Origin of the sequence: Thalassolituus marinus (assembly GCF_020320395.1) — a bacterium.
Lineage (GTDB): Bacteria > Pseudomonadota > Gammaproteobacteria > Pseudomonadales > Oceanobacteraceae > Venatoribacter > Venatoribacter marinus.
In genome coordinates, this window is sequence record NZ_JAEDAH010000096.1 from 3,132 (window position 1) to 24,976 (window position 21,845).

At 54.8% G+C, this 21,845-nt stretch carries 19 protein-coding genes; 8 read left to right on the forward strand and 11 right to left on the reverse strand.

Translation table 11 applies throughout. From position 1 onward, the window contains the following. Positions 1–8 precede the first annotated feature (8 nt). Both I9W95_RS15080 and tkt read right to left on the reverse strand, forming a co-directional pair. Positions 9–2,021, reverse strand: coding sequence for a peptidase U32 family protein (locus I9W95_RS15080; protein WP_263866232.1), 2,013 nt, complete (start codon positions 2,019–2,021; stop codon positions 9–11). A 149-nt stretch (positions 2,022–2,170) separates the two neighbouring features. Next, a complete protein-coding gene (gene tkt, locus I9W95_RS15085) occupies positions 2,171–4,159 on the reverse strand; it encodes a transketolase (RefSeq protein WP_225676351.1) in 1,989 nt (662 codons plus the stop codon). Positions 4,160–4,396: 237 nt separating this feature from the next. On the opposite strand from tkt, the gene I9W95_RS15090 reads away from it, so the two are divergent. The 3 genes from I9W95_RS15090 to I9W95_RS15100 all read left to right on the forward strand — a co-directional run bounded on the left by I9W95_RS15090 (position 4,397) and on the right by I9W95_RS15100 (position 6,628). Next, positions 4,397–5,059 carry a pirin family protein gene (locus tag I9W95_RS15090; protein WP_225676353.1) on the forward strand — a complete coding sequence of 221 codons (663 nt, stop codon included), beginning with the start codon at positions 4,397–4,399 and terminating at the stop codon, positions 5,057–5,059. A gap of 145 nt (positions 5,060–5,204) precedes the next feature. After that, a complete protein-coding gene (locus I9W95_RS15095; protein ID WP_225676355.1) occupies positions 5,205–6,068 on the forward strand; it encodes an SDR family NAD(P)-dependent oxidoreductase in 864 nt (287 codons plus the stop codon). A gap of 131 nt (positions 6,069–6,199) precedes the next feature. Further along, on the forward strand, positions 6,200–6,628 hold the full coding sequence (locus I9W95_RS15100; protein WP_225676357.1) for a hotdog fold thioesterase: 429 nt from the start codon (positions 6,200–6,202) through the stop codon (positions 6,626–6,628). Positions 6,629–6,632: 4 nt separating this feature from the next. On the opposite strand, the gene I9W95_RS15105 is transcribed toward I9W95_RS15100, so the two are convergent. The 3 genes from I9W95_RS15105 to I9W95_RS15115 all read right to left on the reverse strand — a co-directional run bounded on the left by I9W95_RS15105 (position 6,633) and on the right by I9W95_RS15115 (position 9,705). Then, positions 6,633–7,694, reverse strand: a complete 1,062-nt coding sequence (locus I9W95_RS15105; RefSeq protein WP_225676359.1) for a M48 family metallopeptidase — start codon at positions 7,692–7,694, stop codon at positions 6,633–6,635. A gap of 1 nt (position 7,695) precedes the next feature. Next, complete coding sequence (locus tag I9W95_RS15110; protein ID WP_225676361.1) at positions 7,696–8,790, reverse strand: YjgN family protein; 1,095 nt, start codon at positions 8,788–8,790, stop codon at positions 7,696–7,698. An 81-nt stretch (positions 8,791–8,871) separates the two neighbouring features. After that, positions 8,872–9,705: an MBL fold metallo-hydrolase gene (locus I9W95_RS15115; RefSeq protein ID WP_225676363.1), complete on the reverse strand. Its 834-nt coding sequence runs from the start codon at positions 9,703–9,705 to the stop codon at positions 8,872–8,874. A 325-nt stretch (positions 9,706–10,030) separates the two neighbouring features. Here I9W95_RS15115 and I9W95_RS15120 point away from each other — a divergent pair, with 325 nt between their 5' ends. Further along, entirely contained in the window at positions 10,031–11,587 is a 1,557-nt protein-coding gene (locus I9W95_RS15120; RefSeq protein WP_225676365.1) for a flavin-containing monooxygenase, read from the forward strand. After that, positions 11,584–12,522, forward strand: a complete 939-nt coding sequence (locus tag I9W95_RS15125) for a patatin-like phospholipase family protein (protein ID WP_225676367.1) — start codon at positions 11,584–11,586, stop codon at positions 12,520–12,522. The genes I9W95_RS15120 and I9W95_RS15125 overlap by 4 nt, the downstream gene beginning before the upstream one ends. On the opposite strand, the gene I9W95_RS15130 is transcribed toward I9W95_RS15125, so the two are convergent. The 3 genes from I9W95_RS15130 to I9W95_RS15140 form a co-directional block, all read right to left on the reverse strand. Continuing rightward, complete coding sequence (locus tag I9W95_RS15130; RefSeq protein WP_225676369.1) at positions 12,523–13,137, reverse strand: TetR/AcrR family transcriptional regulator; 615 nt, start codon at positions 13,135–13,137, stop codon at positions 12,523–12,525. It abuts the gene before it with no gap. Positions 13,138–13,219: 82 nt separating this feature from the next. Next, positions 13,220–14,584, reverse strand: a complete 1,365-nt coding sequence (locus I9W95_RS15135) for a PepSY-associated TM helix domain-containing protein (protein ID WP_225676371.1) — start codon at positions 14,582–14,584, stop codon at positions 13,220–13,222. Positions 14,585–14,594: 10 nt separating this feature from the next. Continuing rightward, positions 14,595–15,236, reverse strand: coding sequence for a TonB-dependent receptor domain-containing protein (locus I9W95_RS15140; RefSeq protein WP_225676372.1), 642 nt, complete (start codon positions 15,234–15,236; stop codon positions 14,595–14,597). A 122-nt stretch (positions 15,237–15,358) separates the two neighbouring features. Here I9W95_RS15140 and I9W95_RS15145 point away from each other — a divergent pair, with 122 nt between their 5' ends. Further along, a complete protein-coding gene (locus tag I9W95_RS15145) occupies positions 15,359–15,790 on the forward strand; it encodes an NUDIX hydrolase (protein WP_225676374.1) in 432 nt (143 codons plus the stop codon). Positions 15,791–16,171: 381 nt separating this feature from the next. Here the strand turns inward: I9W95_RS15145 and I9W95_RS15150 are convergent, their stop codons facing one another. Both I9W95_RS15150 and I9W95_RS15155 read right to left on the reverse strand, forming a co-directional pair. Next, positions 16,172–17,104: a phosphatase PAP2 family protein gene (locus I9W95_RS15150; RefSeq protein WP_225676376.1), complete on the reverse strand. Its 933-nt coding sequence runs from the start codon at positions 17,102–17,104 to the stop codon at positions 16,172–16,174. Positions 17,105–17,350: 246 nt separating this feature from the next. Then, positions 17,351–17,554 (reverse strand): hypothetical protein, encoded by a 204-nt coding sequence (locus I9W95_RS15155; protein WP_225676378.1) that lies wholly within the window; start codon positions 17,552–17,554, stop codon positions 17,351–17,353. A 219-nt stretch (positions 17,555–17,773) separates the two neighbouring features. Between I9W95_RS15155 and I9W95_RS15160 the strand changes: the two genes are divergently transcribed. Both I9W95_RS15160 and I9W95_RS15165 read left to right on the forward strand, forming a co-directional pair. Next, the gene (locus I9W95_RS15160; protein ID WP_225676380.1) at positions 17,774–19,447 is read left to right on the forward strand and encodes an alkaline phosphatase D family protein; all 1,674 of its coding nucleotides are present in this window, start codon (positions 17,774–17,776) and stop codon (positions 19,445–19,447) included. A 147-nt stretch (positions 19,448–19,594) separates the two neighbouring features. Continuing rightward, on the forward strand, positions 19,595–20,836 hold the full coding sequence (locus tag I9W95_RS15165) for a cation:proton antiporter (RefSeq protein ID WP_225676382.1): 1,242 nt from the start codon (positions 19,595–19,597) through the stop codon (positions 20,834–20,836). Here I9W95_RS15165 and I9W95_RS15170 read toward each other — a convergent pair whose 3' ends face one another. Next, positions 20,837–21,805: a GlxA family transcriptional regulator gene (locus I9W95_RS15170; protein WP_225676384.1), complete on the reverse strand. Its 969-nt coding sequence runs from the start codon at positions 21,803–21,805 to the stop codon at positions 20,837–20,839. Positions 21,806–21,845 lie beyond the last annotated feature (40 nt).

The window sequence follows — 21,845 nt, forward strand, 5'->3', positions numbered from 1 at the left end:
CGGGCCGTTCAGTCCTTACTCACAGCAATCAGTTTTTCCGGATCAAAGAAGCCAACACCGCTTTCAACGCTGCCCGGCTGGGGGCTGTTGAATATGTGGTTTTTCATCTTACCGATGATATGCATTTCGCAGGGTTTGCAGTCGAATTTCAGGGTCAGTACTTCGTCGCCGTTAATTAACTGCATATCTTTCACTTTGGTGAATACGCCGGTTACGCCTTTGGCCTGTTTCGGGCACAGGTTGAAGGAGAAGCGCAGGCAGTGCTTGGTAATCATCACGGGTACGTCGCCGGTTTCCTGGTGGGCTTCGTAGGCAGGTTCGATTAATTCAACGCCAAAGCGCTTGTAGAAGGCGCGTGCTTTCTCGTTGTAGACGTTGTCGAGGAAGCTGAGCTGGCTATCCGGATAGACCGGTGCTGGCTCGCTGACGGCTTTACGCGAGCCGCGCGGGTGTTTGGCGACACGGGCGGCGGTTAAAGCGTCGATGGCATCGCGGCGCAGGTTCTTTAATTGTGAGCCGGGTATAAACCAGGCATCGCCTTCAATCTGAATATTGTCGGCGTGGTAAATGGTATTGCCCAGCTTGCTGAAAGTGTCCTGCAGTTGCTGCTGCGCTTTCTCTGCATTGTTCGCCGGCTCAAACGGACCATTTAATGTTACGGTGACGCTGACACTTTCTTCGCTGGTTGCTTCCTGGCTGGTCACGGTGGCCATCAGTGCATCCTTAGACGTATGAATATCCCAGTTCACCAGTACACGGCGCTCCGCCGATTTTTTCAGCAGTGCTTGTTGCCAGTTGTGGTCGAGGTTACGGCTCAGCCTGGCTGGTAGGCGCAGGGTTTTTAACGATTCCGGCATTTCGTTCGGGGCAACCCGATACTGCCAGACGTGTTTCATCTCGCCGTTATCATCTTCCAGATCAAAGTCGGCCAGCGGATAAACATTGTTGGCGCGGAAGCCGACCACTTCGCGTTTAACCAGCACGTTCAGACCGTCGCCGTTGGTCAGTTCGGTATCGGTTTGTACGGTTAATTCATTTTTTCCCACACCAATTAATTCACCGACGGGAAGGCCAACGAATTTCGGTGAATCGAACGCACCGATATCAATTTTTCGTTTGCTGACGAAATAATCGGTGCTGCCGCGATGGAAAGTTTTATCCGGGTTGGGGGCAAAGAAGTGCTCGGTATAACCGCTGGAAGCGCGAGCCAGTTCCGGGCGATCGAGCAGAATCTCATCCAGTAACTGACGGTAGTGGGCGGTAATGTTTTTAACGTAGCTGACGTCTTTATAACGACCTTCGATTTTAAACGAACGTACGCCAGCATCCACCAGATCGCGCATATTGGCGGTCTGGTTGTTGTCTTTCATCGACAGCAGGTGCTTATCGTAGGCAACCACACCACCGTTTTCGTCTTTTAAGGTGTATGGTAAACGGCACGCCTGTGAGCAGTCACCGCGGTTGGCGCTGCGTCCGGTCTGGGCATGGGAAATATTACACTGGCCGGAGAAGGCGACACATAACGCACCGTGAATAAAAAATTCAACGGCAGCATCGACGCTGTCGGCAATCTCTTTAATCTGTGCCAGGTTCAGTTCGCGGGCGAGAACGATCTGTGAGAAACCGGCCTGGGATAAGAACTGCGCTTTTTCCAGGCGGCGAATATCACACTGAGTCGATGCGTGCAGCTCGATCGGTGGAATATCCATTTCCATAACCCCCATGTCCTGCACGATTAACGCATCAACGCCGGCGTCGTACAGCTGGTGAATCAGCTGGCGTGCAGGCTCGACTTCGTCGTCGTGCAGAATGGTGTTGAGGGTAACGAATACCTTAGCGTGAAACAGGCGGGCAAACTCAACCAGCCCGGCAATATCCTGCACACTGTTGGCCGCATTGTGGCGCGCACCAAAACCCGGACCACCGATATAAACAGCATCGGCACCATGCAGAATCGCTTCTTTGGCGATGCCAACATCACGGGCAGGACTTAACAGTTCGAGCTGATGTTTTTTAAGCATGATGATTCCGGGTATTCGTTGGTCAGGAAAAAACTAAGGGCGTAAGTAAAAACTAAGGGCATCAATAAAAACTGAAGCCACAAATAAAATTGCCGGAGCTAAGCAGAAAAGCAGGCTCCGGCAATCAGGTCTTGCAGAAACAGCAGGAATTAAATCAGGCTGTTAACCGCTGCAACAACGGCGTCGGTAGTAATACCGAATTCTTTGAACAGTTCACCAGCCGGTGCAGATTCACCGAAGGTGTCCATGCCAATGATCTTGCCGTTCAGACCAACAAACTTGTACCAGTAATCTTTGTGCAGCGCTTCAACCGCAACGCGGGCAGAAACAGACGCTGGCAGTACTGATTCGATATAAGCCGCATCCTGCTTGCAGAACACTTCAGCACAAGGCATGGAAACAACGCGAACGTTCTTACCAGCCAGTTGCTCAGCCGCTTCTACCGCCAGGCTCACTTCAGAACCGGTGGCGATGATGATGGCGTCTGGTGTACCTGCACAGTCTTTCAGGATGTAACCACCTTTGGCGATAGCCGCAACCTGCGCCGCATCACGGGTCTGGTGTGGCAGGTTCTGACGCGAGAAGATCAGCGCGCTAGGGCCGTCTTTACGCTCAATCGCTGCTTTCCAGGAAGTAGCAGACTCAACGGTGTCACATGGACGCCAGGTTTCCAGATTCGGGGTGTTGCGCAGGTTAGCCACCTGTTCAACCGGCTGGTGCGTCGGGCCATCTTCGCCCAGACCGATAGAGTCGTGGGTGTATACGAAGATAGAGCGCTGCTTCATCAGCGCCGCCATACGTACGGCGTTGCGAGCGTATTCCATAAACATCAGGAAGGTTGCGCCGTAAGGTACGAAACCTTTGTGCAGGGCAATACCGTTCATCATGGCGCTCATGGCGAATTCACGTACGCCGTAGAAAATGTAGTTACCGGAAGCGTCAGTTTCGCTTACGCCCTGACAACCTTTCCACAGAGTCAGGTTAGAGCCAGCCAGGTCGGCAGAACCGCCGAGGAATTCTGGCAGCATAGGGCCGAACGCATTTAGGGTATTCTGGGAAGCTTTACGTGACGCAACGACTTCACCTTTGGCCTGACACTCGTCGATGTATGCCTGAGCCTGTGCAGCGAAGTCAGCTGGCAGTTCACCAGCGATACGACGCTTGTATTCTGCCGCCAGTTCCGGGTAGGCCGCAGCGTAGGCTGCGAATTTCTGATCCCAAGCAGATTCTGCTGCTGCGCCTTTCTCTTTTGCGCTCCAGCCTGCGTAGACATTTTCAGGAATTTCGAAGGCACCGTGTTTCCAGCCCAGACGCTCACGAGTCAGAGCGATTTCGTCGTCACCCAGTGGTGCGCCGTGACACTCTTCCTTACCTTCTTTGTTTGGCGAACCAAAACCGATGATGGTTTTGCAGCAGATCAGGGTAGGCTGCTCGCTGTTAGCGCGGGCGGTCTCGATCGCTTGTTTGATCTCTTCGGCATCGTGGCCGTTAACGCGTGGAATGACCTGCCAGCCGTAAGATTCGAAACGCTTAACGGTGTCGTCGGTGAACCAGCCTTCCACTTCACCATCGATGGAGATGCCGTTGTCATCGTAAAAGGCAATCAGTTTGCCCAGACCCAGAGTACCGGCCAGAGAGCAGGCTTCGTGGGAAATACCTTCCATCATGCAGCCGTCGCCCATGAACACGTAGGTGTTGTGGTCAACGATGTTGTGGCCGTCGCGGTTGAACTGACCTGCCAGAACTTTCTCTGCCAGTGCCATACCAACACCATTGGCGATGCCCTGACCCAGTGGACCAGTGGTGGTTTCGATGCCTGGTGCGTAACCGTATTCAGGGTGACCCGGAGTCTTGGAGTGCAGCTGACGGAAGTTTTTCAGGTCGTCGATGCTCAGGTCGTAACCGCTCAGGTGCAGCAGAGAGTAGATCAGCATAGAGCCGTGGCCGTTAGACAGAATGAAACGGTCGCGGTCTGCCCATTCAGGGTTGGATGGGTTGTGCTTGAGGTAGTCGTTCCACAGGACTTCTGCGATGTCTGCCATGCCCATTGGGGCACCAGGGTGGCCGGATTTGGCTTTCTGAACGGCGTCCATGCTCAGTGCGCGGATGGCGTTGGCCAGTTCGGTACGAGATGTCATGTAATGACTCCTGAATCTGATTCGCTGCTGCTGTCGCCCCGAGTCTGCGACAGCGGTTAAAAAAGGGGCGCTATTGTCCCTCAGAATGGGGAGTGCAGCAATGGCGGCGGGGCATTCTGTGCGGACTAATGTGCCTGTTTGAGAATTGTTCTCAGATCAGCCATAAGGACTGTTTCACTCAGGTCAACGATATGTGACCATGATGGCTGTTTGTTTCCTGCGGATAGCCTGTCAGAGATGAGAATTCTGCGCGCCAGCGACGTCGACATTACCGGTTTTGCCAGCATTCGCGAGCGGGTGATGCTAAGTGACCGTCAGACCTTTGGTTTCGGCGTTGCCGATGAGTGTTTCGATCGCTTTGCTGGTTGTGTGTACCTGGCCAATGCCTGGTTTCTGCCCTATGGCGAGACGGGGCTGCATCACCACGCGGGGATGGACATCATCAGCCTGATTCCGCGCGGCAGTATGCTGCATCAGGGCTCTCTCGGTGGGGGAGTGCGGGTGGAGGCCAATCAGGTGCAATTGCAGCGTGATGGCGAACAAGGTTTTCGTCATAACGAGAGCAATCCGAACGCCGAGCCACAACCGCTGCTGCAGTTGTGGATAAAACCTCAGCCCCATGCACCGCAAGCCGAATACCGCATTATCGATGTGGCCCAGGGAGGTTGTGTTTACGGCGGACCTTTATTTGCCTCAGACACCCGGGTGGACGTAGTGGTTTTGCCGGCCAGTGAGTCGTATCTCTGTGCCGGCCAGTGTCTGATTTACGTTGTGCGCGGCGAGCTTAAAACCAGCGAAAACACCGTGCAGAGTTCACTCGCCGCCGGCGACCTGATGCGCGCTGCCGACGTGTGTTTAACCGCGTGTACCGATGTAATGCTGATGCTGGTAACAGGATAAATACCGCCACAAACAGGGGGGGTCTGGTGGCGATAATGGCCAGCCCTGACCCGGTCTAAAGCACTTTTCCGTGCGAGACTATCTGGCATGATCGAGCGGTATTTACCGGTCCTGATAATAATAAATCGCCACGCGCGGAGTACTCATGAAATCATTTACCAATAAAGTCGCTGCCGTTACCGGTGCCGGTTCTGGCATCGGTCGTGCACTGGCACTGAATCTGGCTCAACACGGTTGCAACCTGTCCCTGAGTGACGTTAACGAAGCTGGTCTGCAGGAAACCTGTGACATGCTGGCTAACTACCCGGTTAAAGTAACCAGCACCAAACTGGACGTATCCGATCGCGCAGCCGTTTATGCCTGGGCTGATCAGACCGCAGCTGACCACGGCAAAATCAACATGATTTTCAACAACGCCGGTGTTGCTCTGTCGGGTACGGTTGGTGGCCTGAGCCTGGAAGATTATGAGTGGATCATGAACATTAACTTCAACGGTGTTCTGTACGGTACTAAAGCCTTTTTACCGTATCTGGAGAAATCCGGTGAAGGTCATATCATCAATACCTCCAGTATTTTCGGTCTGGCATCCCAGCCATTAATGAGCGGTTATAATGCCAGTAAATTCGCTGTGCGCGGACTGACTGAATCTCTGCGTCAGGATCTGGAAATTTCACAATCCTGCGTCAGCTGCAGCTGCGTGCACCCGGGTGGTATTAAAACCAATATCGCCAAGTCGGCGCGTATGGATACCTCCTGTAAGGATGTCACTGGTGCCTCGAATGAAGAAGCGACCCAGGAATTCGAAAAGCTGTTTATTACCACGCCGGATAAAGCTGCAAAAACTATCCTCGCTGGTGTGCGCAAAAACAGCCGCCGTATTCTGATTGGTCCGGATGCGCGTATGTTCGACCTGCTGGTGCGTATTCTGCCTGCTACCTATCAGAAGATCTTCACCGCCGCCGTGCGTTTCCAGTCGAAGAAGGCTGGTCAGAGCGCGAAGAGTGCGTGAGGGACAGTCGTCGGACGTCTGACGTCTGAGGTCTCGAGCAATACAGCGTTGCACAAATGCTAACAGTGCAACGCTGATTTCTCAGCGTGTAAATGGTAAAACATCAGGCCATTTCCGTATGAGAGCCATCTATGAGCAACATCTGGTTTGCTACCCCTGATATCGCCGATATGAACCGTCAGATGGAAAATACGGCGTGCAGTAACCTGGGTATCGTGATTACCGAAACCGGTGACGATTGGGTGAAAGGCACCATGCCTGCCGATCAGCGTACCTTTCAGCCGGTCGGTCTGGTGCACGGCGGAGCTAACGTGCTGTTTGCCGAAACTCTGGGCAGCATGGCGGCCAATCTGTGTCTGGATAACAGCAAAGAATACGCGGTGGGACAGGAAATTAACGCCAACCATCTGCGTGGTGTACGTTCAGGTACGCTGACTGGCATCGCAAAAATCGTGCACCGAGGTCGCAGTTCGCAGGTGTGGGAAATTCGTATCTATAACAGCGAAGAAAAACTCAGCTGTATTTCGCGCCTGACCATGGCGGTAATTGCGGCGCAGTAAAAGCTTATTGAAGCATTTCTTTTGCCAGTGCCTCGGCGGCAGCAATTCGTTCTGCTGTTGCCGGGTGTGAGCGCAGATAATCAAACAGACTTTTCTCTTCGCCCGCTGCCAGTTCTGCATCCGGTTGATAATGCTGCGCCAGTGTTTTCATGGCATCGGCAAAATCCTGTGGTGTTCGACCAATCGTCTGCAGTTCCTTAAAGGCAAACTGGTCGGCGTCACTTTCCATATCGCGTGAAAAAGACGCCTGAGCAAAGCTGGTACCCGCACCCAGTAATACCTCACCCAGGCCTTCGACATCACCAAACATCATGGTGAACATCAGGGACATGGCGGTGGTTTGCGACAGGATTTTCAGGCTGTGTTTATGCTCTACGTGGCCGATTTCGTGCAGCAATACCGCATCCAGTTGTTCAGGTTGCTGTGCCATCAGGCGGGCGATAGAGTCAGTGACAATAACTGTGCCGTCCGGTAATGCCATGGCGTTGGGGCCACCAGACCAGCTGCGAAATTCCAGCCGGTAATTCTCTGGTGGAATATTCAGCGTAGTGAGCAGGTGCTGCCAGCGCTGGCTGATCGCCTGCTGCTCGGTGTCGCTCAGCTCACTGGGGTTCATGTAGGTGCGGTCGATAATGGCCAGACTCTGGCTGCCCAGCTGCTGTGCGACCGCATCGGGCAGTAATCCGGCAACGGCATTGCTGCCTGCCGGTATCACCTGAGTAATCATCAGCCACATAAACGCAGGAACTAACAGCGTGGCGGCGAGCACTGCGCTCCAGTGACGTTCCAGCCATTCGATCATGCCCGGCTTATGGCCAAGCTGTTGCCAGCGCAGACGACTATCGTCCGGAATAAAACGGCTGCCGTCGGCGAAAATCAGCTCTACCGGCAGGCCGGGTACTGCATCACCGAACTGATAATCGCCTGCTGGCGCGAACAGAATTTCGCCCTGCTCGTCACTGTGATTAACCAGAATATTACCATTCAGGGTTGTGACCAGAGCCGGGCAGGAAGCAGAGCTGTTTGCGGCCTGATACAGGCCGCGAATAACCGGATTGGATGCCATATCAGGTCAGTGACAGGTCGGCATCAAACAGGCCAGCAGCTTCTTCACCGAAGGCGGAATGTGTTTCCGGTACAGTGTTCACCAGATGGTCGATGCCAGGTTCCAGCGTGAAGGATGTCGCGGCAGCGAGGAAGCGCTGTTTACGCACGACGGTAACCGGAAAAGCCAGACCCAGAGTGCAGATCAGCAGCAGCGCATTACTCATCATCAGTACTGCAAACGGCAGAATGCGAATGGCGGAATGGGCATGAAATACACCGTTAATGTGCAGGCAGTTGAACAGGTGATTACGAATAACGCCCTGATAAATCGCGCTGAGCAGATAAATGGCAAAGAAGTACACCGCAGCACCAATAACCATACCCGCGCCAGCCATGCCTTTCTGGGTCAGTGGGTTACTGGCATCGCCGATCAGAACGGAAGTCATGCTGAAGGTAAAGACAATGACGAAGATCGCAGCCATCAGCAGTACAACTGCGCCTAAACACATCAGCACGGCTTTGTAGTATTCAGCCGCTGAGGTTGGAACAGAGAATGGCTTACCGCCGTAGGTGGCGTTTTCATAAAGGTATTTCTGGGTTTTCTGCGCCACCCATGGCATTGCCAGGCCAAAGGTCACCATGCCCAGTAAAGGCAGCAGGAAGAAGTAACCGACAATCGCCCAGTAACTTGCTTCAAAAGAAAAACGTACACCGCGATAAGCGCTTTTACGCAGGGTGAATTTCAGGCCCTGAATAATCAGCCATGGGAACAATGCAATCAGTGCCAGCATCATCACGGCCGCCAGAGCCGGATTGAACGATGAAGCCAGTGAATAGGCGACAAAGACCAGCACGGCAATAATTCGACCACGCAGGATTTGCATGGGTTGAGCAAGATACTGGAAGCGATGACCTTCGATCTGAGTGTGGCCATACAGGTACTGGTTATTACGAACCTTGGCCCAGGCACTGTAAATGCCCAGAGTGATAATGCTCAGCAGCAGGTTTACCAGCCACAGTTTGGCGTATTCACCTTTCTGGCCAGAAAATTCTACAGTGGCTGTGCGTGTGGAAGTGGCAGCCGTATTCGGCACCGGCAGTTCTGTCGGAGACATAATTCAAACATCCTTGTTGATTGAAGGCTGATTTATAACGGAGTCAGGTCTTTAGCTCAATAGTGCTGAACGCCCAGTCAGTCATTCGGGTGAATAACGCAGGGCTTCACGGATCAGGTTGCGTTTACTCAGATTGCCACTGGTGATGCGCGCCATCATGTCTTCCGGGCCGAGCAGGCTGACCAGAATGTCGTCCTCACTGGCTCCCTGCTGTTGCATCGCCTGAGCCTTCTCGCACAGCATCACCAGGTTGTTGCGCTTATCGAGAATGGCCTGATAACCATCTTCGACAATGCCGCGGTGCGGGCAGAAGACGGTCGCAAAATCCAGGGTCAGTAAACGATTCAGGCTGGCGATCAGTTCGCTCAGATTTTCATCGGCACGAAAATGTTTAAGTGAACGGGCAATGTACATATCGCCACTGAACAGGTATTTCTGCCGTGGCAGGAAAAAGCAGGTCAGATCTTTCGCATGCCCTGGTGTATGCACCGGGATTACCGGGCTGCCGTCGGTGAGGGTGATTTGCCCATGAAGGCTATCGGTGGCGACCGGATGCGGGCTCCCCCAGATTATCTTCTGCAGCAGCGGCGTGCGATAACCTCGCGCCAGTTTATCCTGACCCTGTACCGGGGCCAGTGGACGAACGCCGGTTATGCGAGCTATGCGCGCCGCGTTGCCACTGTGGTCTTCGTGGTGGTGAGTAATCAGCAGCTGGCGCAGTGGCCTTGTCTGCCATTCACGCTGCAGTACTTTGCGAATATGGCGCCACTGATTACTTGGCCCTGTGTCGATCTGAGTGTCGCCGATGCGGTAGACAATAAAACTGGTATTAATGCCGAGATTAAACCGACCGAAGCGGGTGCCAATGACACTGTGTTCGCCGTTGTCGTAACGGTACTGGTTGCGGATAGCCATGCCTGACCCTGCAGTTGTTGTTATGAACGTCAGTATTGCCGGGCCGGCGGCGCCCGAAAATGGCCGTGCAGCTCAGATGTCGTGGCATAAGTGCCACCTGACTGAGTGTTAAACAGCCAATATCTCAGATCGTTTGCCCCTCGCTCTGTCGGATTTTCACCTGTGAGTAGCTTGCAGCCTGCATGGTTGCTGGATTTCAGCCGTAACGACTGCCTGTATTGCGGTGCAGCTCAAAGTTGACGATCTATTCCGTTTTAAATAATCTCGTTCAAAACGGAATGACTTGTCAGTATTGCCGTGCATAACAACAAATCAGGAAACAGGCATGGAAAAACAGCATTGGGATATTGTGATTATCGGCGCAGGGGTCAGCGGCATTGGTGCTGCTGTGCGCTTGCTGCAGCAGGGCTTTACCGATTTTATTGTGCTGGAAAAGTACGATGAACTGGGTGGTACCTGGCGCGACAACACCTATCCGGGTTGTGCCTGTGATGTGCCATCTGCTCTGTATTCCTATTCATTTGCGCAAAAGCCGGACTGGAGTCGGGCGTTTGCAGGTCAGGCAGAGATTCTCGACTATGTGCATAACACGGCAGATAAGCAGGGTGTAAAACCCTTTATTCGTTATGGTGTCGATGTGCAGGCCAGCCGCTGGAACGACGCTCAGCAGCAATGGCAGCTGCAAACCTCGGCAGGGGATATCAGTGCGAATAAACTGATTTCTGCGGTGGGCTATCTGCATGAACCCATCATGCCAAACCTGCCCGGGCTGAGCGAATTTCCGGGCAAGGTATTCCACAGCTCACGCTGGGATCACGAGTGCGATCTGCGCGATAAAAAAGTGGCGGTTATCGGTACGGGGGCCTCGGCGATTCAGTTTATTCCCGAGATCCAGCCACAGGTAAATAAACTGAGTGTGTTTCAGCGCACACCGCAATGGATTCTGCCGAAACCGGATCACCGCATTCCTGCCATTGAGCGCGCGTTCTTCCGCATTCCTCTGACACTGAACAGCTGGCGCAAAATTCTGTATGCCGGACTTGAGGTTTTCGGGATCGGTTTCCGCCGCCCGGGTTTACTGAAAGTGGTGCAGAAACTGGCTCAGCGTCACCTGAATTCAAGCATCAAAGACCCACAGTTGCGGGCCAAACTGACACCGGATTACACGCTGGGTTGTAAGCGTGTACTGTTATCCAATAACTATTATCCTGCGATGGCGAAACTGAATGTTGATCTGCACGCCACCGGTGTTGAACAGATTCGCGGCAATAAAGTGGTCGGTCAGGATGGTAGTGAAGCTGAAGCCGACGTGATTATTCTTGGCACCGGCTTTCATGTGTCGGATGTACCTATCGCAGCGCAGGTCTTTGGTCGTGATGGTCGCTCGCTGGAGGATATCTGGCAGGGCAGCCCGCAGGCTTATCGCGGTACCTGTGTAAATAATTTCCCGAATTTCTTTTTAATTCTCGGACCGAATCTGGCTATCGGCAATAACTCGGCATTTGTAGTCATTGAATCGCAGCTGAATTACATCATGGGCGCTATGCAGGTCATGCAGCGTAACCAGCTGCAAACGGTGGAAGTGTGCGCACAGAAGCAGGATGACTATAACCAGCTGGTGCAGGATGAACTGCAGAAAACCGTGTGGAACACCGGCGGTTGCTCCAGTTATTACCTGGATAAAAATGGCCGCAACAGTATTGGTTTTCCGTGGAGCTCCAATCGCATGCAAGCTTTACTGCGCCATTTTGATCCGGAGTCTTACCAGACTCTGGCGAAAGTTGACTGGCAGGCTCAGCAGGCTGACGTTGTGGCTGAGAAACTCGCGCGTAAGCGTCGCACCACCACTCGTCGTAAGAAGGCAGAGGAGGAGAAAGCATGAAGCAACCTGAACGAGCACTGGTACTGGGCTGTGGTGCCGTCGCTGGTGGTGCATGGACCATTGCCGCGCTGGACGCTGTGCGTCGTCAGCTGAACTGGGACCCGGCGCAGGCCAGTCTGATCGTCGGTACGTCCGTCGGGGCCGTCATAGCCGCACTGCTGGCCAGCGGTGTATCGCTTGATCGCTTACTGGCAGCACAACGTAATGAAGCGGACGCCGACTGTGTGTGGAATCACGAAACCGATTCCGGTGGCAAATTTCCACCCTGGCCGCAGTGGCGGCTCACCAGCAGCGCACTGGTTAAAAAAGCCCTGAATCGGGAGGTTCGTCCGTTAACCGGTGTGTGTGGTTTATTGCCACGAGGGCGTACTGATATGTCAGGTTTCGAGCGTCTGATTCGGTCGGCGTCGGCCGATCAGTGGCCAGACAAAAAGCTCTGGTTAATGGCGGTGGATGCCGCCAGCGGTGAGCGCCGAGCATTCGGACGCCAGGTGGAAGATACACAACAGATTCCGCTTTCGCGTGCTGTGTGTGCCTCGTATGCCGTGCCGGGCTGTTGTCCGCCGGTTGCTGTTCAGGGCAGTACGTATCTGGATGGCGGTATCGTTTCGCCGGTGTCCGCCGACCTGCTGGTTAATGAAGATATCGACGAAGTGATTATGCTGGTGCCGATGGCTTCCCGTCAGCCGGGTCGCAGCGGCGGTATGATTAACGCCGTTGAACGTTATGTTCGCCGGGGTATGACCGCGCTGGTGGATCGTGAAGAAGCGATGCTGAGAGCAGCAGGAAAGCGCGTTATTCGTATTGAGCCGAACGAGGATGATCTGCATGCCTTTGGCTGGAACCTGCTCGATCCGGGGCGTCGTCAGACGATTTTTGATACGGCACAGATGACGGCGCCGGCGACGGTTGCCAGGGCGATTGCAGAGGCCTGATCAGCCGGCTGACAGGCCACCAATAACGAAGTGAATAATTTCAGATTTCCATTGCTGAATATCCGCTTCGTTATCTTTGCCGGTGGCGATTTTTTTCACGGCTTCCATAATCATGGCGGTAATTAATTGTGCCGCCATCGACTGATTCATATTCGCTCGCAGAAAACCTTTATCGACGCCATTTTTCATATAGTGCGCAGTAAACTGTGCGAATACCGCAATAAAATGATCGACTGAGGCTCTGGCTTCTTCATCGATGCTCATTGCTTCGTAAAATGCGATGCGCGCGAGTCGCGGGTCCTGCTGAAAAATACGCATCATGTGTGCAGCAATGCGTTCCAGCTGCTGGCGATAATCGTCGAGGCTGTCGGTGGATGGCGGTTCCTGCTGTACCACATCAGCCATCTGCGCTAAAAGTTCAGCCAGGATGGCATTAAAAATATCGCGTTTGTTTTTGTAATAGCGGTAGATGGTGCCATGACCTATGCCCAGCGCATTGGCAATATCAGCAACGCCGGCGCTGTGATATCCCTTGCTGGAAAATACTTCGATGGCCGCCTGCAGAATATCGTAGCGGCGCTGAGCGATTTTTTCTTTACTGGCAATGTTCGCCATGATGCCTGCCCGGTCGCGATGAAAAGCGGCTCAGTGCGAGCCGCTGGTTATGGTACCACCCCAACAGGCAATCGTCCCGCGCTCAGCTCGACTGACGGCGATTCAGCAGACTGTCGAGCAACGCAATCAGCAGTAGCACGACACCACTGAGCGGGAACAATACCGCACTCAGGGTCAGCAGCAGGCGCCAGCCATGGCCACTGTGGTTGCTGTGCGGCGGCAGTGACAGTTGCGGACGGCGCACGCTGCGGCGTTTGAACCAGAGCACGGCACCAGCGATGCTGAGCAGAATAAGCAGCGCACAGGCCAGCATATTGCCCCATAAATTAATGGCCGACACTTCGCCTTTGTGCAGGGCGATGCCCGCGGCCATGGTTTTGGCCAGCAGGTTGTAATCGGCCCAGCCAATGTCAGCCAGAATATCACCGCTGTGCGGATCAATATGCACAGTGCGGTCGTTTAGCGGATTGCTGATATCGCCCGAGGTGGTGGAAGAAATCAGACTGTACACGCCTCGCTCGCCCCGCGGAAAACTGACACGGAAATAGTCGAGGCCCAAAGCTTTTCCCTGCGCCATGATGTCGGCCAGAGACAACAATGGTAGATGAGCATGATGCGGCTGACTGAGCGGCACTGGCAGTTGTTCCACTGCCCAGGGGACTTCTTCCAGATTGTCGCTGTTAAGGTTGCCGTGGATATGAGTTGTCGGCGTCGCTGCTTGCGTCGTTTCCGCCTGATAATTATTCCAGAAGCGCGCTGACTTTTCTGCCGGAAAACTGCTCCAGGGTTGCACCAGTTTCTGTCCCCAGACTCCGGTCCAGGCCAGGCCGCTTAAGGCAAAAAATACCAGCACCACACTCAGCCAGATGCCCAGTGCGCCGTGCAACTGACGCCAGCTGAAGCGCTTGTGATACTGGCGCAATGGCAGTTTCCACAGGCTGGCATTACGGCTACGGGGCCAGTGCAGATACAAACCTGACATCAGCAGAAACAGACATAAGCCAGCAGCAGCCTCCAGCAGGGCATCACCGCTTTTACCCAACAGCAGGGTGCCGTGGATATCGTCGGCGATGGCGTACCAGGTATCGGCCAGCGGAATACTGCCAACAACAACTGCGCGATACGGGTCGATAAATACCAGTATGGATTGCTGCTGTTGTTTAACCACAAAGCGTGACGTTTCGCCGGCATTTTTCGCCGCTATAAACTGGTGTGGCCCGGCATTGGGAAACGCGCGTTTTACCTGCTTCAGCAAGACATCCGGTGACTGTTGCTGTGCCATTTCCGGCACCGTAAGCCAGTCACCGAACTGCAGCGATTCCAGCTGCGGTTTGAGCAGCAGTGCCATGCCAGACAGAGCCAGTACCAGCATAAACGGGATAACAAATAATCCTGCGTAAAAATGCCAGCGCCAGATGCGGCGGTATAACGTGTGTTGAGCCGTCACAGTTCAGACCTCAGAAGCGGTAGCTGCCTTCAATAAACAGCGTGCGCTGCGGGTAGGGGTGATGCACATAAGCGCTGGCATTATTCAGATTATCGACGCCAAGGGAAGCCCAGCTGTTACGGTTGATCTGCCAGCGTGCTTTCGCATCAATAAAGGTATACGCATCAATGGCACCAAACACCGCGGATTCATGATCGCTGTTATCCAGTTCGTTGTAACTGTTGCTGGCGTGACGGACGCTGGCGGAAATATTAAGCGCTGCCGTCTGGTGCCAGGTCAGCGTCAGATTCTGTGACCAGCGCGGCGCGCCTGAGTAGCGCGTCTGCAGCAGATAATGCAGGGGCATACCATCAGCAAAGACCAGAGTGCGTGCGGTCTGGAACATATTGCTGCCACGCATACCCAGTGTCGCGTTGGGGTCACCGATGTAACGCTTGCGCACAATCACACCAGGTTGGTCGCGAACCGCATCTTCGGCATTGATGATGTTCACGCTCTCCAGCTGTTCGGCACTGATCAGGTTAACCGGGCCTGTATTAATCACGCTGGCGCTACTGGCTTCGGTGACCTGAGTATCCAGCTGGATATCCTGGTTGGCGGCAACGGCAGTGAAGGGCAGAAGGAATGACAGCAGTGCGATCCGGTGATGCATGCGCAAAAGTCTCTCAGCTAAGATTGAATTGGCGCGGACGATAGCAAAAAGTGCGGGCGCTTCAGATATGGCAGCTTGTCGCACGGCGGGCCGCTGTATATAACGGCAGGGCATCATTTTTTATGGCGGACAACACTATGCATGACGCTGCGCTGGCAGGCGTCGGGGAATTTGCACCTTGTGTGTCATTTATCCTGTTGTGCGAAGGGCAGGTTCTGCTGGAACAACGGCGCGCCGATAAGGCCGTTGATCCGGGGTTGATCATGATTCCCGGTGGTCATATGGAAGCAGGCGAAAGTCAGTGGCAGACGTTACTGCGGGAAGTCGCAGAAGAACTTGCGCTGACAGTAACCCGGGCGAGCTACATTTGCTCGCTGATTCACCGCACGACGGAGACTCAGCTACTGCATTACTACCTGGTTCATGAGTGGCAGGGCGATCTCTGTGCGCAGGAAGCCGAACGGGTTTTCTGGTCGCCGCTGGCCAGCGCCGATGAGCTCATTACCGGAACCGATTGTATTGCGCTGGCCGAGGCGCTGCGTTTATACGGTTGAAGGATTTAGTGGGCAGGCGGAAACCCAGTAACGACGCGGGAATGCGCACCTTATCGCCAGATTATCCAGAGATTTATCCACAGGTATTTTTCTGACTGGCGCATCTTGTCCCCATTTCATACGCCTGTTTGAAGTAAAAAATCTGAGATTTTTTAAATTTCCCTATTGCCTGACAGGATCAGCTGTGATCCAGCAATGGTGCGGCTTCTTCATTGAAAAATAAGGATTTTTTTCAAAAATACTGCACTGCACAAAAAATGCACGTTTTGTCAGCGGGCCCGTGGTTACGGGCCCAAAATGAGTTCTCAAAAGATTGTTCACAGAATTATCCACAGGAACCGTGGAAAACATCAGGGTTGACAATGATTACTTATGCACAATTCACGCGACAGCGGTTGACCGCTGCGGGGTTGCGCTGTTAAGGCCGTTTACCACGGTGGCGATCAGCGCTGCCAGCACCAGGCCAGCAAGAACATCAGCGCCATAGTGATAACGCAGATACAGGGTCGAGAGGGTGATGCTCAGCGTCATAAACAGCACCAGCGGACGAGCTGACGGTGAATACAGGCGCCAGCAGGTCAGCAGGGTTACCCAGGGAATGGCGGTATGCAGGCTGGGGAAGCAGTCATAGGCATAACGGAAGCTGTTGACCGCATCGTACATCACGGTATCGCGAGCCCCGAGGCTGACACTGAACAGCTCCGGCATGGCGTCACCGGGGCCTTTAACCGGGATAAAGAAGTACAGCACGAAGCCGCTGCACAGCGTGTAAATCACAGCCTGACGCAGGCGGATAAAGTCGGCGTATTGTTCGCGCCAGAACAGCCACAGCAGTGAGCCGATGGGCAGTGCGTAGTAGAAGTGCAGATAGGAAGATTCCATCCACAGGGTCATCAGTGGGCTTACCAGAGGTTCCAGCCACAATGGCAGTGCCTGGCCGAACACGCGGGTATCGAAGGCCAGCATCCATTGATCGCGCAGTGGTAGCTGCAGATTGTCGAGCAGCAGTTCGAGACGAAACACGCGCATGGTGAGGTAGCCCAGCAGCATGGCTGGTACCGGCCAGAATTCACGCAGCAACCACTGCCAGCGGGGTGGCAGGCGCTGTTGCTGCAAAGCTGCTCTGGCAGTCAGCAGCATCAGCAGAAACAGGGCAGCGCCCGTCAGGGCCGCTTTGTTCTGTGCGGGTTGCCACTGCTGAATAACACCGGATAGCAGGGTTACCAGAGTAACGATGGCAGGAAACAGCAGGGTCAGTTGTTTATCCAGGGGCCATTGGCGGATGCTGGACAGGGCATGGGATACGGCGTGCATAGATAATCATATTGTTATTATCAGGCCAGTATAGAGGAAGCTGGCCGGGGCTGGCAGGTGTCTGTGCGACAGCAGAGGGGTTCAGGCAGGCAAAAAAAAAGCACAGTGGATGGGCACTGTGCTTTTCAGCTGTGGCAGTCTGATCATCCACCACAGAGTACTCTGTCGAGTGAGCCACCCTCATAGCTCACAGTGTCAGAATAGGTGCTGATGCGCGGATTGTCGCTGCGACAGGTTGTCGCAGCGTCAGTAAAGGTTTTTCAGATCGTGCTTCACCACCCGGTCGACGACCAGATGGGTTGCTTTGCCCAGCAGACCTTCGCCCTGCATATGGGCTGACAGGGCTTTGGCGAATGGGGTTATCGACGGAGTGCCATAACGCTCGGCGTGCCGGATAGCCTGAGTGAAGGCATGCGCCGGTTGCCATTGTTGTTGCTGCACACTGATCACAATGCCCAGCCGCGGCAATTTGTCGTTGATCGCACAGCGCGCGAGCCACTGTGGATCGTTACTGAGTCGCCGGGCGGCATCCCACAGGCTGTCATCTGTTGGTCATCAGACTGCAACCAATCTGCCACGGCTCTGCCATCGGACCGTCAGCAAAGCGCCATCGGCCTGTCACGTAAGCGTCCTTAAATATCCGGCGTACACTCTTTGCCGGAAGTGACTATGTCCCTCAGTCGACGGAGTTTTCTGCGCCGCAGCTGCCAGGCCAGTGCCGCCTTAGCCAGCGTGGCGGCAACGACGCCAGTTATGGCTGCTGATCGTCAGAATGTGGCGTTACCGCGCAGTCGTCGCTACCCGTTTCAGCATGGTGTCGCTTCCGGTGACCCGTTAACCGATGCGGTGATTCTGTGGACCCGGATTACCCCGCCGGCAGGCCAGTCATTTCTCAGTTTGCCCTACCGCTGGCGCATCGCGCTGGACCCTCAGCTGCAACAGGTGGTGAGTGAAGGCGAGGGTTATACCGATTCCTCGCGCGACTTTACCGTCAAGGTGGATGTGCAGGGGTTGTCGCCGGCGACCAGCTATTACTACGTGTTTGAAGCACTGGACCAGGTATCGGATGTCGGCCGCAGCCGTACTCTGCCACAAGGGCATGTGGAGCATCTGCGCATGGCTTTCACCAGTTGCTCTAACTATGCCCGCGGCTGCTTTAACGTTTACCGCGAGCTGGCGAATCGCAGCGACCTGGATGTGGTGCTGCATCTGGGCGATTACATCTACGAGTACGGCAACATCGAACAGAGTCTGGTCAGCGGGCGTGTGCACGAGCCGGCCCATGAGACCCTGACCCTGGCGGATTACCGCCGTCGTCATGCGCAGTACAAAACCGATAACGATTTGCAGGCGGTGCATCGTCAGCACGCATTTATGGTGATCTGGGACGATCACGAAGTGGCCAATAACGCCTGGCCCGGTGGTGCCGACAATCACACGGAAGGCGAAGAAGGCGAATGGTCGGTGCGCCTCAGCGGTGCTGTGCAGGCGTATATGGAATGGATGCCGATTCGCGAACAGCAAGGTGGTATTTACCGTAATTTCCGTTTTGGTGATCTGCTCGATCTGAATCTTCTCGATACCCGTCTGGCTGGCCGTGATGCACAGGCAAACAGCGATGCAGAACGCAACCGCGAAGATCGCACGCTGCTCGGCTTCGAACAGGAAAACTGGTTGGCGGATTCACTGGCGGCAGCCCAGCAGGAAGGCGTGTGCTGGAAGCTGATGGGGCAGCAGGTGATGGTCGGCCAGCTGGGTACCAACGATACCCCGTTCAATTACGATCAGTGGGATGGCTATCCGGCAGCGCGCAGGCGACTTTTCGACAGCGTGCGTAACGCTGCAGTGGATAACTTTGTGGTACTCACCGGTGATATTCACTCCAGCTGGGCGATGACCCTGCACGACGATCCGTTTGCCGAACAGCCACAGCCGGCGCTGGGGGTTGAGCTGGTAACGCCGGCGGTGACTTCTTCGGGTATTGAGAACCGCACCCAGGCCGGACTGGCGGCCGCCACGCTGGAATCCCTGCTGCCGCACCTGAACTTTGTTGATTTCCACTACCGTGGCTATGTGCTGCTGGATATTAATCATCAGCGTCTGCAGGCCGAGTGGTGGGTGGTGGATAACATTCTGTCGCACCGTTACGTCAGCGAGCCGTTACGTGCCCTGCAGATTCCGGCAGGGCAGAGTACGCTGGTGGCTGCGCCGGGGATTTCGCCAACGCGTCAGGCCGCTGCCCCGGCACCGGATTTCACCCCGTCGCTGGCCTGGCTGCGGCACTGGCATCCGGGGGATTATCTGCAGCCGATGGATGGCATGCTGGCTGCGCGCGGACGCTGACGGCGACTGTCCGCTTTGTCATTTTCTGCATAATTATCAACGACATGGCCTGCAACCATGATGCGCGTCATCAGCCTGTTGCTGCTCTGCAGTTAATCTTTAAGGGTAGGTTTTCCGCGGTGGAATGCCCGTTATCTGTGGACGGTTATGCACGATCTTTCGATTCTTGCCATTATCTGGGTCAGCGTCTTTGTCGCGTCATATTTTGCTCATAAAACCCGGCTGACGCCGGTGCTCTGGTATCTGTTCTGCGGTGCTGTGCTGGTTAACCTCGGCATTCTGCCAGAGGAGATGCCGGTGTTTATCACCGATTTCGCCGAGCTGGGTATCATCGTCATTATGTTTGCGCTGGGCTTCGAAGAAGAAACCGGCAATTTCCTGCGCAGTATCAAACGCAGCTGGGGCATTGCCCTGTTCGGCGCCATAGCCCCTTTTCTGGTCGCTTACTCGCTGGCCATGGTGTACTGGGATAACCATAACCTGGCGCTGATGTGCGGTCTGGCCATGACTGCTACGGCGGTGTCGCTGACCATGGTTTCGCTGAAGAGTGAGGGGTTGAGTAATCGCCCGGCGGCGACCGGCATTATGACCTCGGCGGTGCTTGATGATATCGGCTCGCTGGCGCTGGTGGCGATTATGGTGCCGCTGGCCACCGGCAGTGCCAGCGTCAGTGTCGATGGCATTCTGCTGATTCTTGGCAAGGCAGTAGCCTTCTTCGTCATCGTTACCGCTATTGGTGGCTGGCTGTTTCCGGCCAAGGCCGGTTTCCTTAAAAATATTCCGGTGATCGGTAACTTCGGTCTGCGCGACGTGCTGTCGATGGGTCGCGGTGAATACACCATTCTGGCGCTGCTACTGATCGCGGTAACGGTCGGTCTGCTGGCCCATGAATTCGGCTTTCACCCGGCGGTGGGGGCTTACATGGCGGGCCTGATTATTTCCCGTGAGTACTTCGATTTTCATCAGGAATCGGAAGTCGACTTTCACAAACACGCACGTGAGATTATTGATAACGTCGCCTTCTCCTGGATTGGTCCGGTGTTTTTCGTATCCCTCGGTACCGAGCTTATTTTCCACGGCGAGATTCTGGTCTCGGTGATGGAAGAGGCCATCATTCTGTTTATCGCTTTATTTGTCGGTCAGGTGCTGTCGGCAGCACTGGCAGCGAAATACACCGGCGGTTTTGACTGGCCGGAAAGCTGGATGATCGGTTTCGGTATGCTGGGGCGGGCTGAGCTGGCGTTTGTGGTGATGGATATCGCTTATGTGCAGCATCAGATTATGTCGATTGAAGCCTTCTACACCCTGATGCTGGCGTGCTTCATGCTCAACTGTTCTGTGCCGCTGACCATTCGCTGGTGGAAGTCGAAATACGCCACCTCCGGCTGATTAACCGGCGCTGCTGACTTTCGCCCGGTATGCCAGCGGCGTCAGGCCACTGCTGCGGCGGAACAGGCGACGGAAGAAACGCACGTCGTCATAGCCGCACTGGCGGGCAATCGAATCGACCTGTTGCTGGCTGGTGGTCAGCAGGTGCTTTGCCTGCTCCATCCGTAACGACTGCACATACTCGCGCGGGGGCAACTTTACCGCCGCGCTGAAACGCCGTTTAAACTGACGCTCGCTGAGATGCACCTGAGCGGCCAGATCGGCCACCACGAAAGGCTCGCAGGCATGCCGGTCGAGCCAGTCCTGCACCTGATGAATCAGGTGATCCTGATGCTGACGAGCAGGAATAAAACCGCGATAGCGGCGCTGATCATCCCGGTCACGATCAATCAGTACCAGTTGCGCTGTGTGACGGGCGATAGCATCGCCAAAGTAATGCTGCACCAGACTGAGCGTGACATCCTGCCAGGCACTACCTCCGCCGCCGCACCAGATGCTGTTATTCCGAATCAGCATGGCATCCGTATGCCAGTGCACGGCTGGAAAATGCTCTGCCAGCCAGTCGCTCAGGGACCAGTGGCTGGTGGCATTCAGGCCATTGAGTAAGCCACTCTCCGCCAGCGCCCAGGCACCGCTGCAGATGCTCACCAGATGACAGCCCTGTTCGGCCAGCTGGCGGATACGTTGCAATGAGGCTGTGGATAATGGCGTCGGGTTGCGACGCGGGTCGCCCAGCGCGGCAATGATCAGTATGTCAGGGCTGTCGCTGTCGCAGAACGGTCGGGTGCCCTGCAGTGTTAAGCCGCCCTGCGTTGCCAGTGCAGCGTCAGCGACCACTTCAAACTGCCAGTCCCGTCGCCCTGTCAGGCGCTGGGCCAGTGTCAGGATTTCCAGCGGACCAATCACCGATGTCATCGGACTGTGTTCAGCAGCAAGTATCAGGCAGCGCGGCATAAGTGACCTATTCATAAACTATGTTGGTCTTATGTGTCATCTTATGGTTTGCAGG

Excerpts from the sequence above, each read along its gene's own strand:
- I9W95_RS15080 (WP_263866232.1), bottom strand. The coding sequence starts at position 2,021 with ATGCTTAAAAAACATCAGCTCGAACTGTTAAGTCCTGCCCGTGATGTT.
- I9W95_RS15100 (WP_225676357.1), top strand. The coding sequence starts at position 6,200 with ATGAGCAACATCTGGTTTGCTACCCCTGATATCGCCGATATGAACCGT.
- I9W95_RS15150 (WP_225676376.1), bottom strand. The coding sequence starts at position 17,104 with ATGCACGCCGTATCCCATGCCCTGTCCAGCATCCGCCAATGGCCCCTG.
- I9W95_RS15125 (WP_225676367.1), top strand. The coding sequence starts at position 11,584 with ATGAAGCAACCTGAACGAGCACTGGTACTGGGCTGTGGTGCCGTCGCT.
- I9W95_RS15130 (WP_225676369.1), bottom strand. The coding sequence starts at position 13,137 with ATGGCGAACATTGCCAGTAAAGAAAAAATCGCTCAGCGCCGCTACGAT.
- I9W95_RS15145 (WP_225676374.1), top strand. The coding sequence starts at position 15,359 with ATGGCGGACAACACTATGCATGACGCTGCGCTGGCAGGCGTCGGGGAA.
- I9W95_RS15095 (WP_225676355.1), top strand. The coding sequence starts at position 5,205 with ATGAAATCATTTACCAATAAAGTCGCTGCCGTTACCGGTGCCGGTTCT.
- I9W95_RS15115 (WP_225676363.1), bottom strand. The coding sequence starts at position 9,705 with ATGGCTATCCGCAACCAGTACCGTTACGACAACGGCGAACACAGTGTC.
- I9W95_RS15170 (WP_225676384.1), bottom strand. The coding sequence starts at position 21,805 with ATGAATAGGTCACTTATGCCGCGCTGCCTGATACTTGCTGCTGAACAC.
- tkt (WP_225676351.1), bottom strand. The coding sequence starts at position 4,159 with ATGACATCTCGTACCGAACTGGCCAACGCCATCCGCGCACTGAGCATG.
- I9W95_RS15160 (WP_225676380.1), top strand. The coding sequence starts at position 17,774 with ATGTCCCTCAGTCGACGGAGTTTTCTGCGCCGCAGCTGCCAGGCCAGT.
- I9W95_RS15165 (WP_225676382.1), top strand. The coding sequence starts at position 19,595 with ATGCACGATCTTTCGATTCTTGCCATTATCTGGGTCAGCGTCTTTGTC.
- I9W95_RS15105 (WP_225676359.1), bottom strand. The coding sequence starts at position 7,694 with ATGGCATCCAATCCGGTTATTCGCGGCCTGTATCAGGCCGCAAACAGC.
- I9W95_RS15090 (WP_225676353.1), top strand. The coding sequence starts at position 4,397 with ATGAGAATTCTGCGCGCCAGCGACGTCGACATTACCGGTTTTGCCAGC.
- I9W95_RS15140 (WP_225676372.1), bottom strand. The coding sequence starts at position 15,236 with ATGCATCACCGGATCGCACTGCTGTCATTCCTTCTGCCCTTCACTGCC.
- I9W95_RS15120 (WP_225676365.1), top strand. The coding sequence starts at position 10,031 with ATGGAAAAACAGCATTGGGATATTGTGATTATCGGCGCAGGGGTCAGC.
- I9W95_RS15110 (WP_225676361.1), bottom strand. The coding sequence starts at position 8,790 with ATGTCTCCGACAGAACTGCCGGTGCCGAATACGGCTGCCACTTCCACA.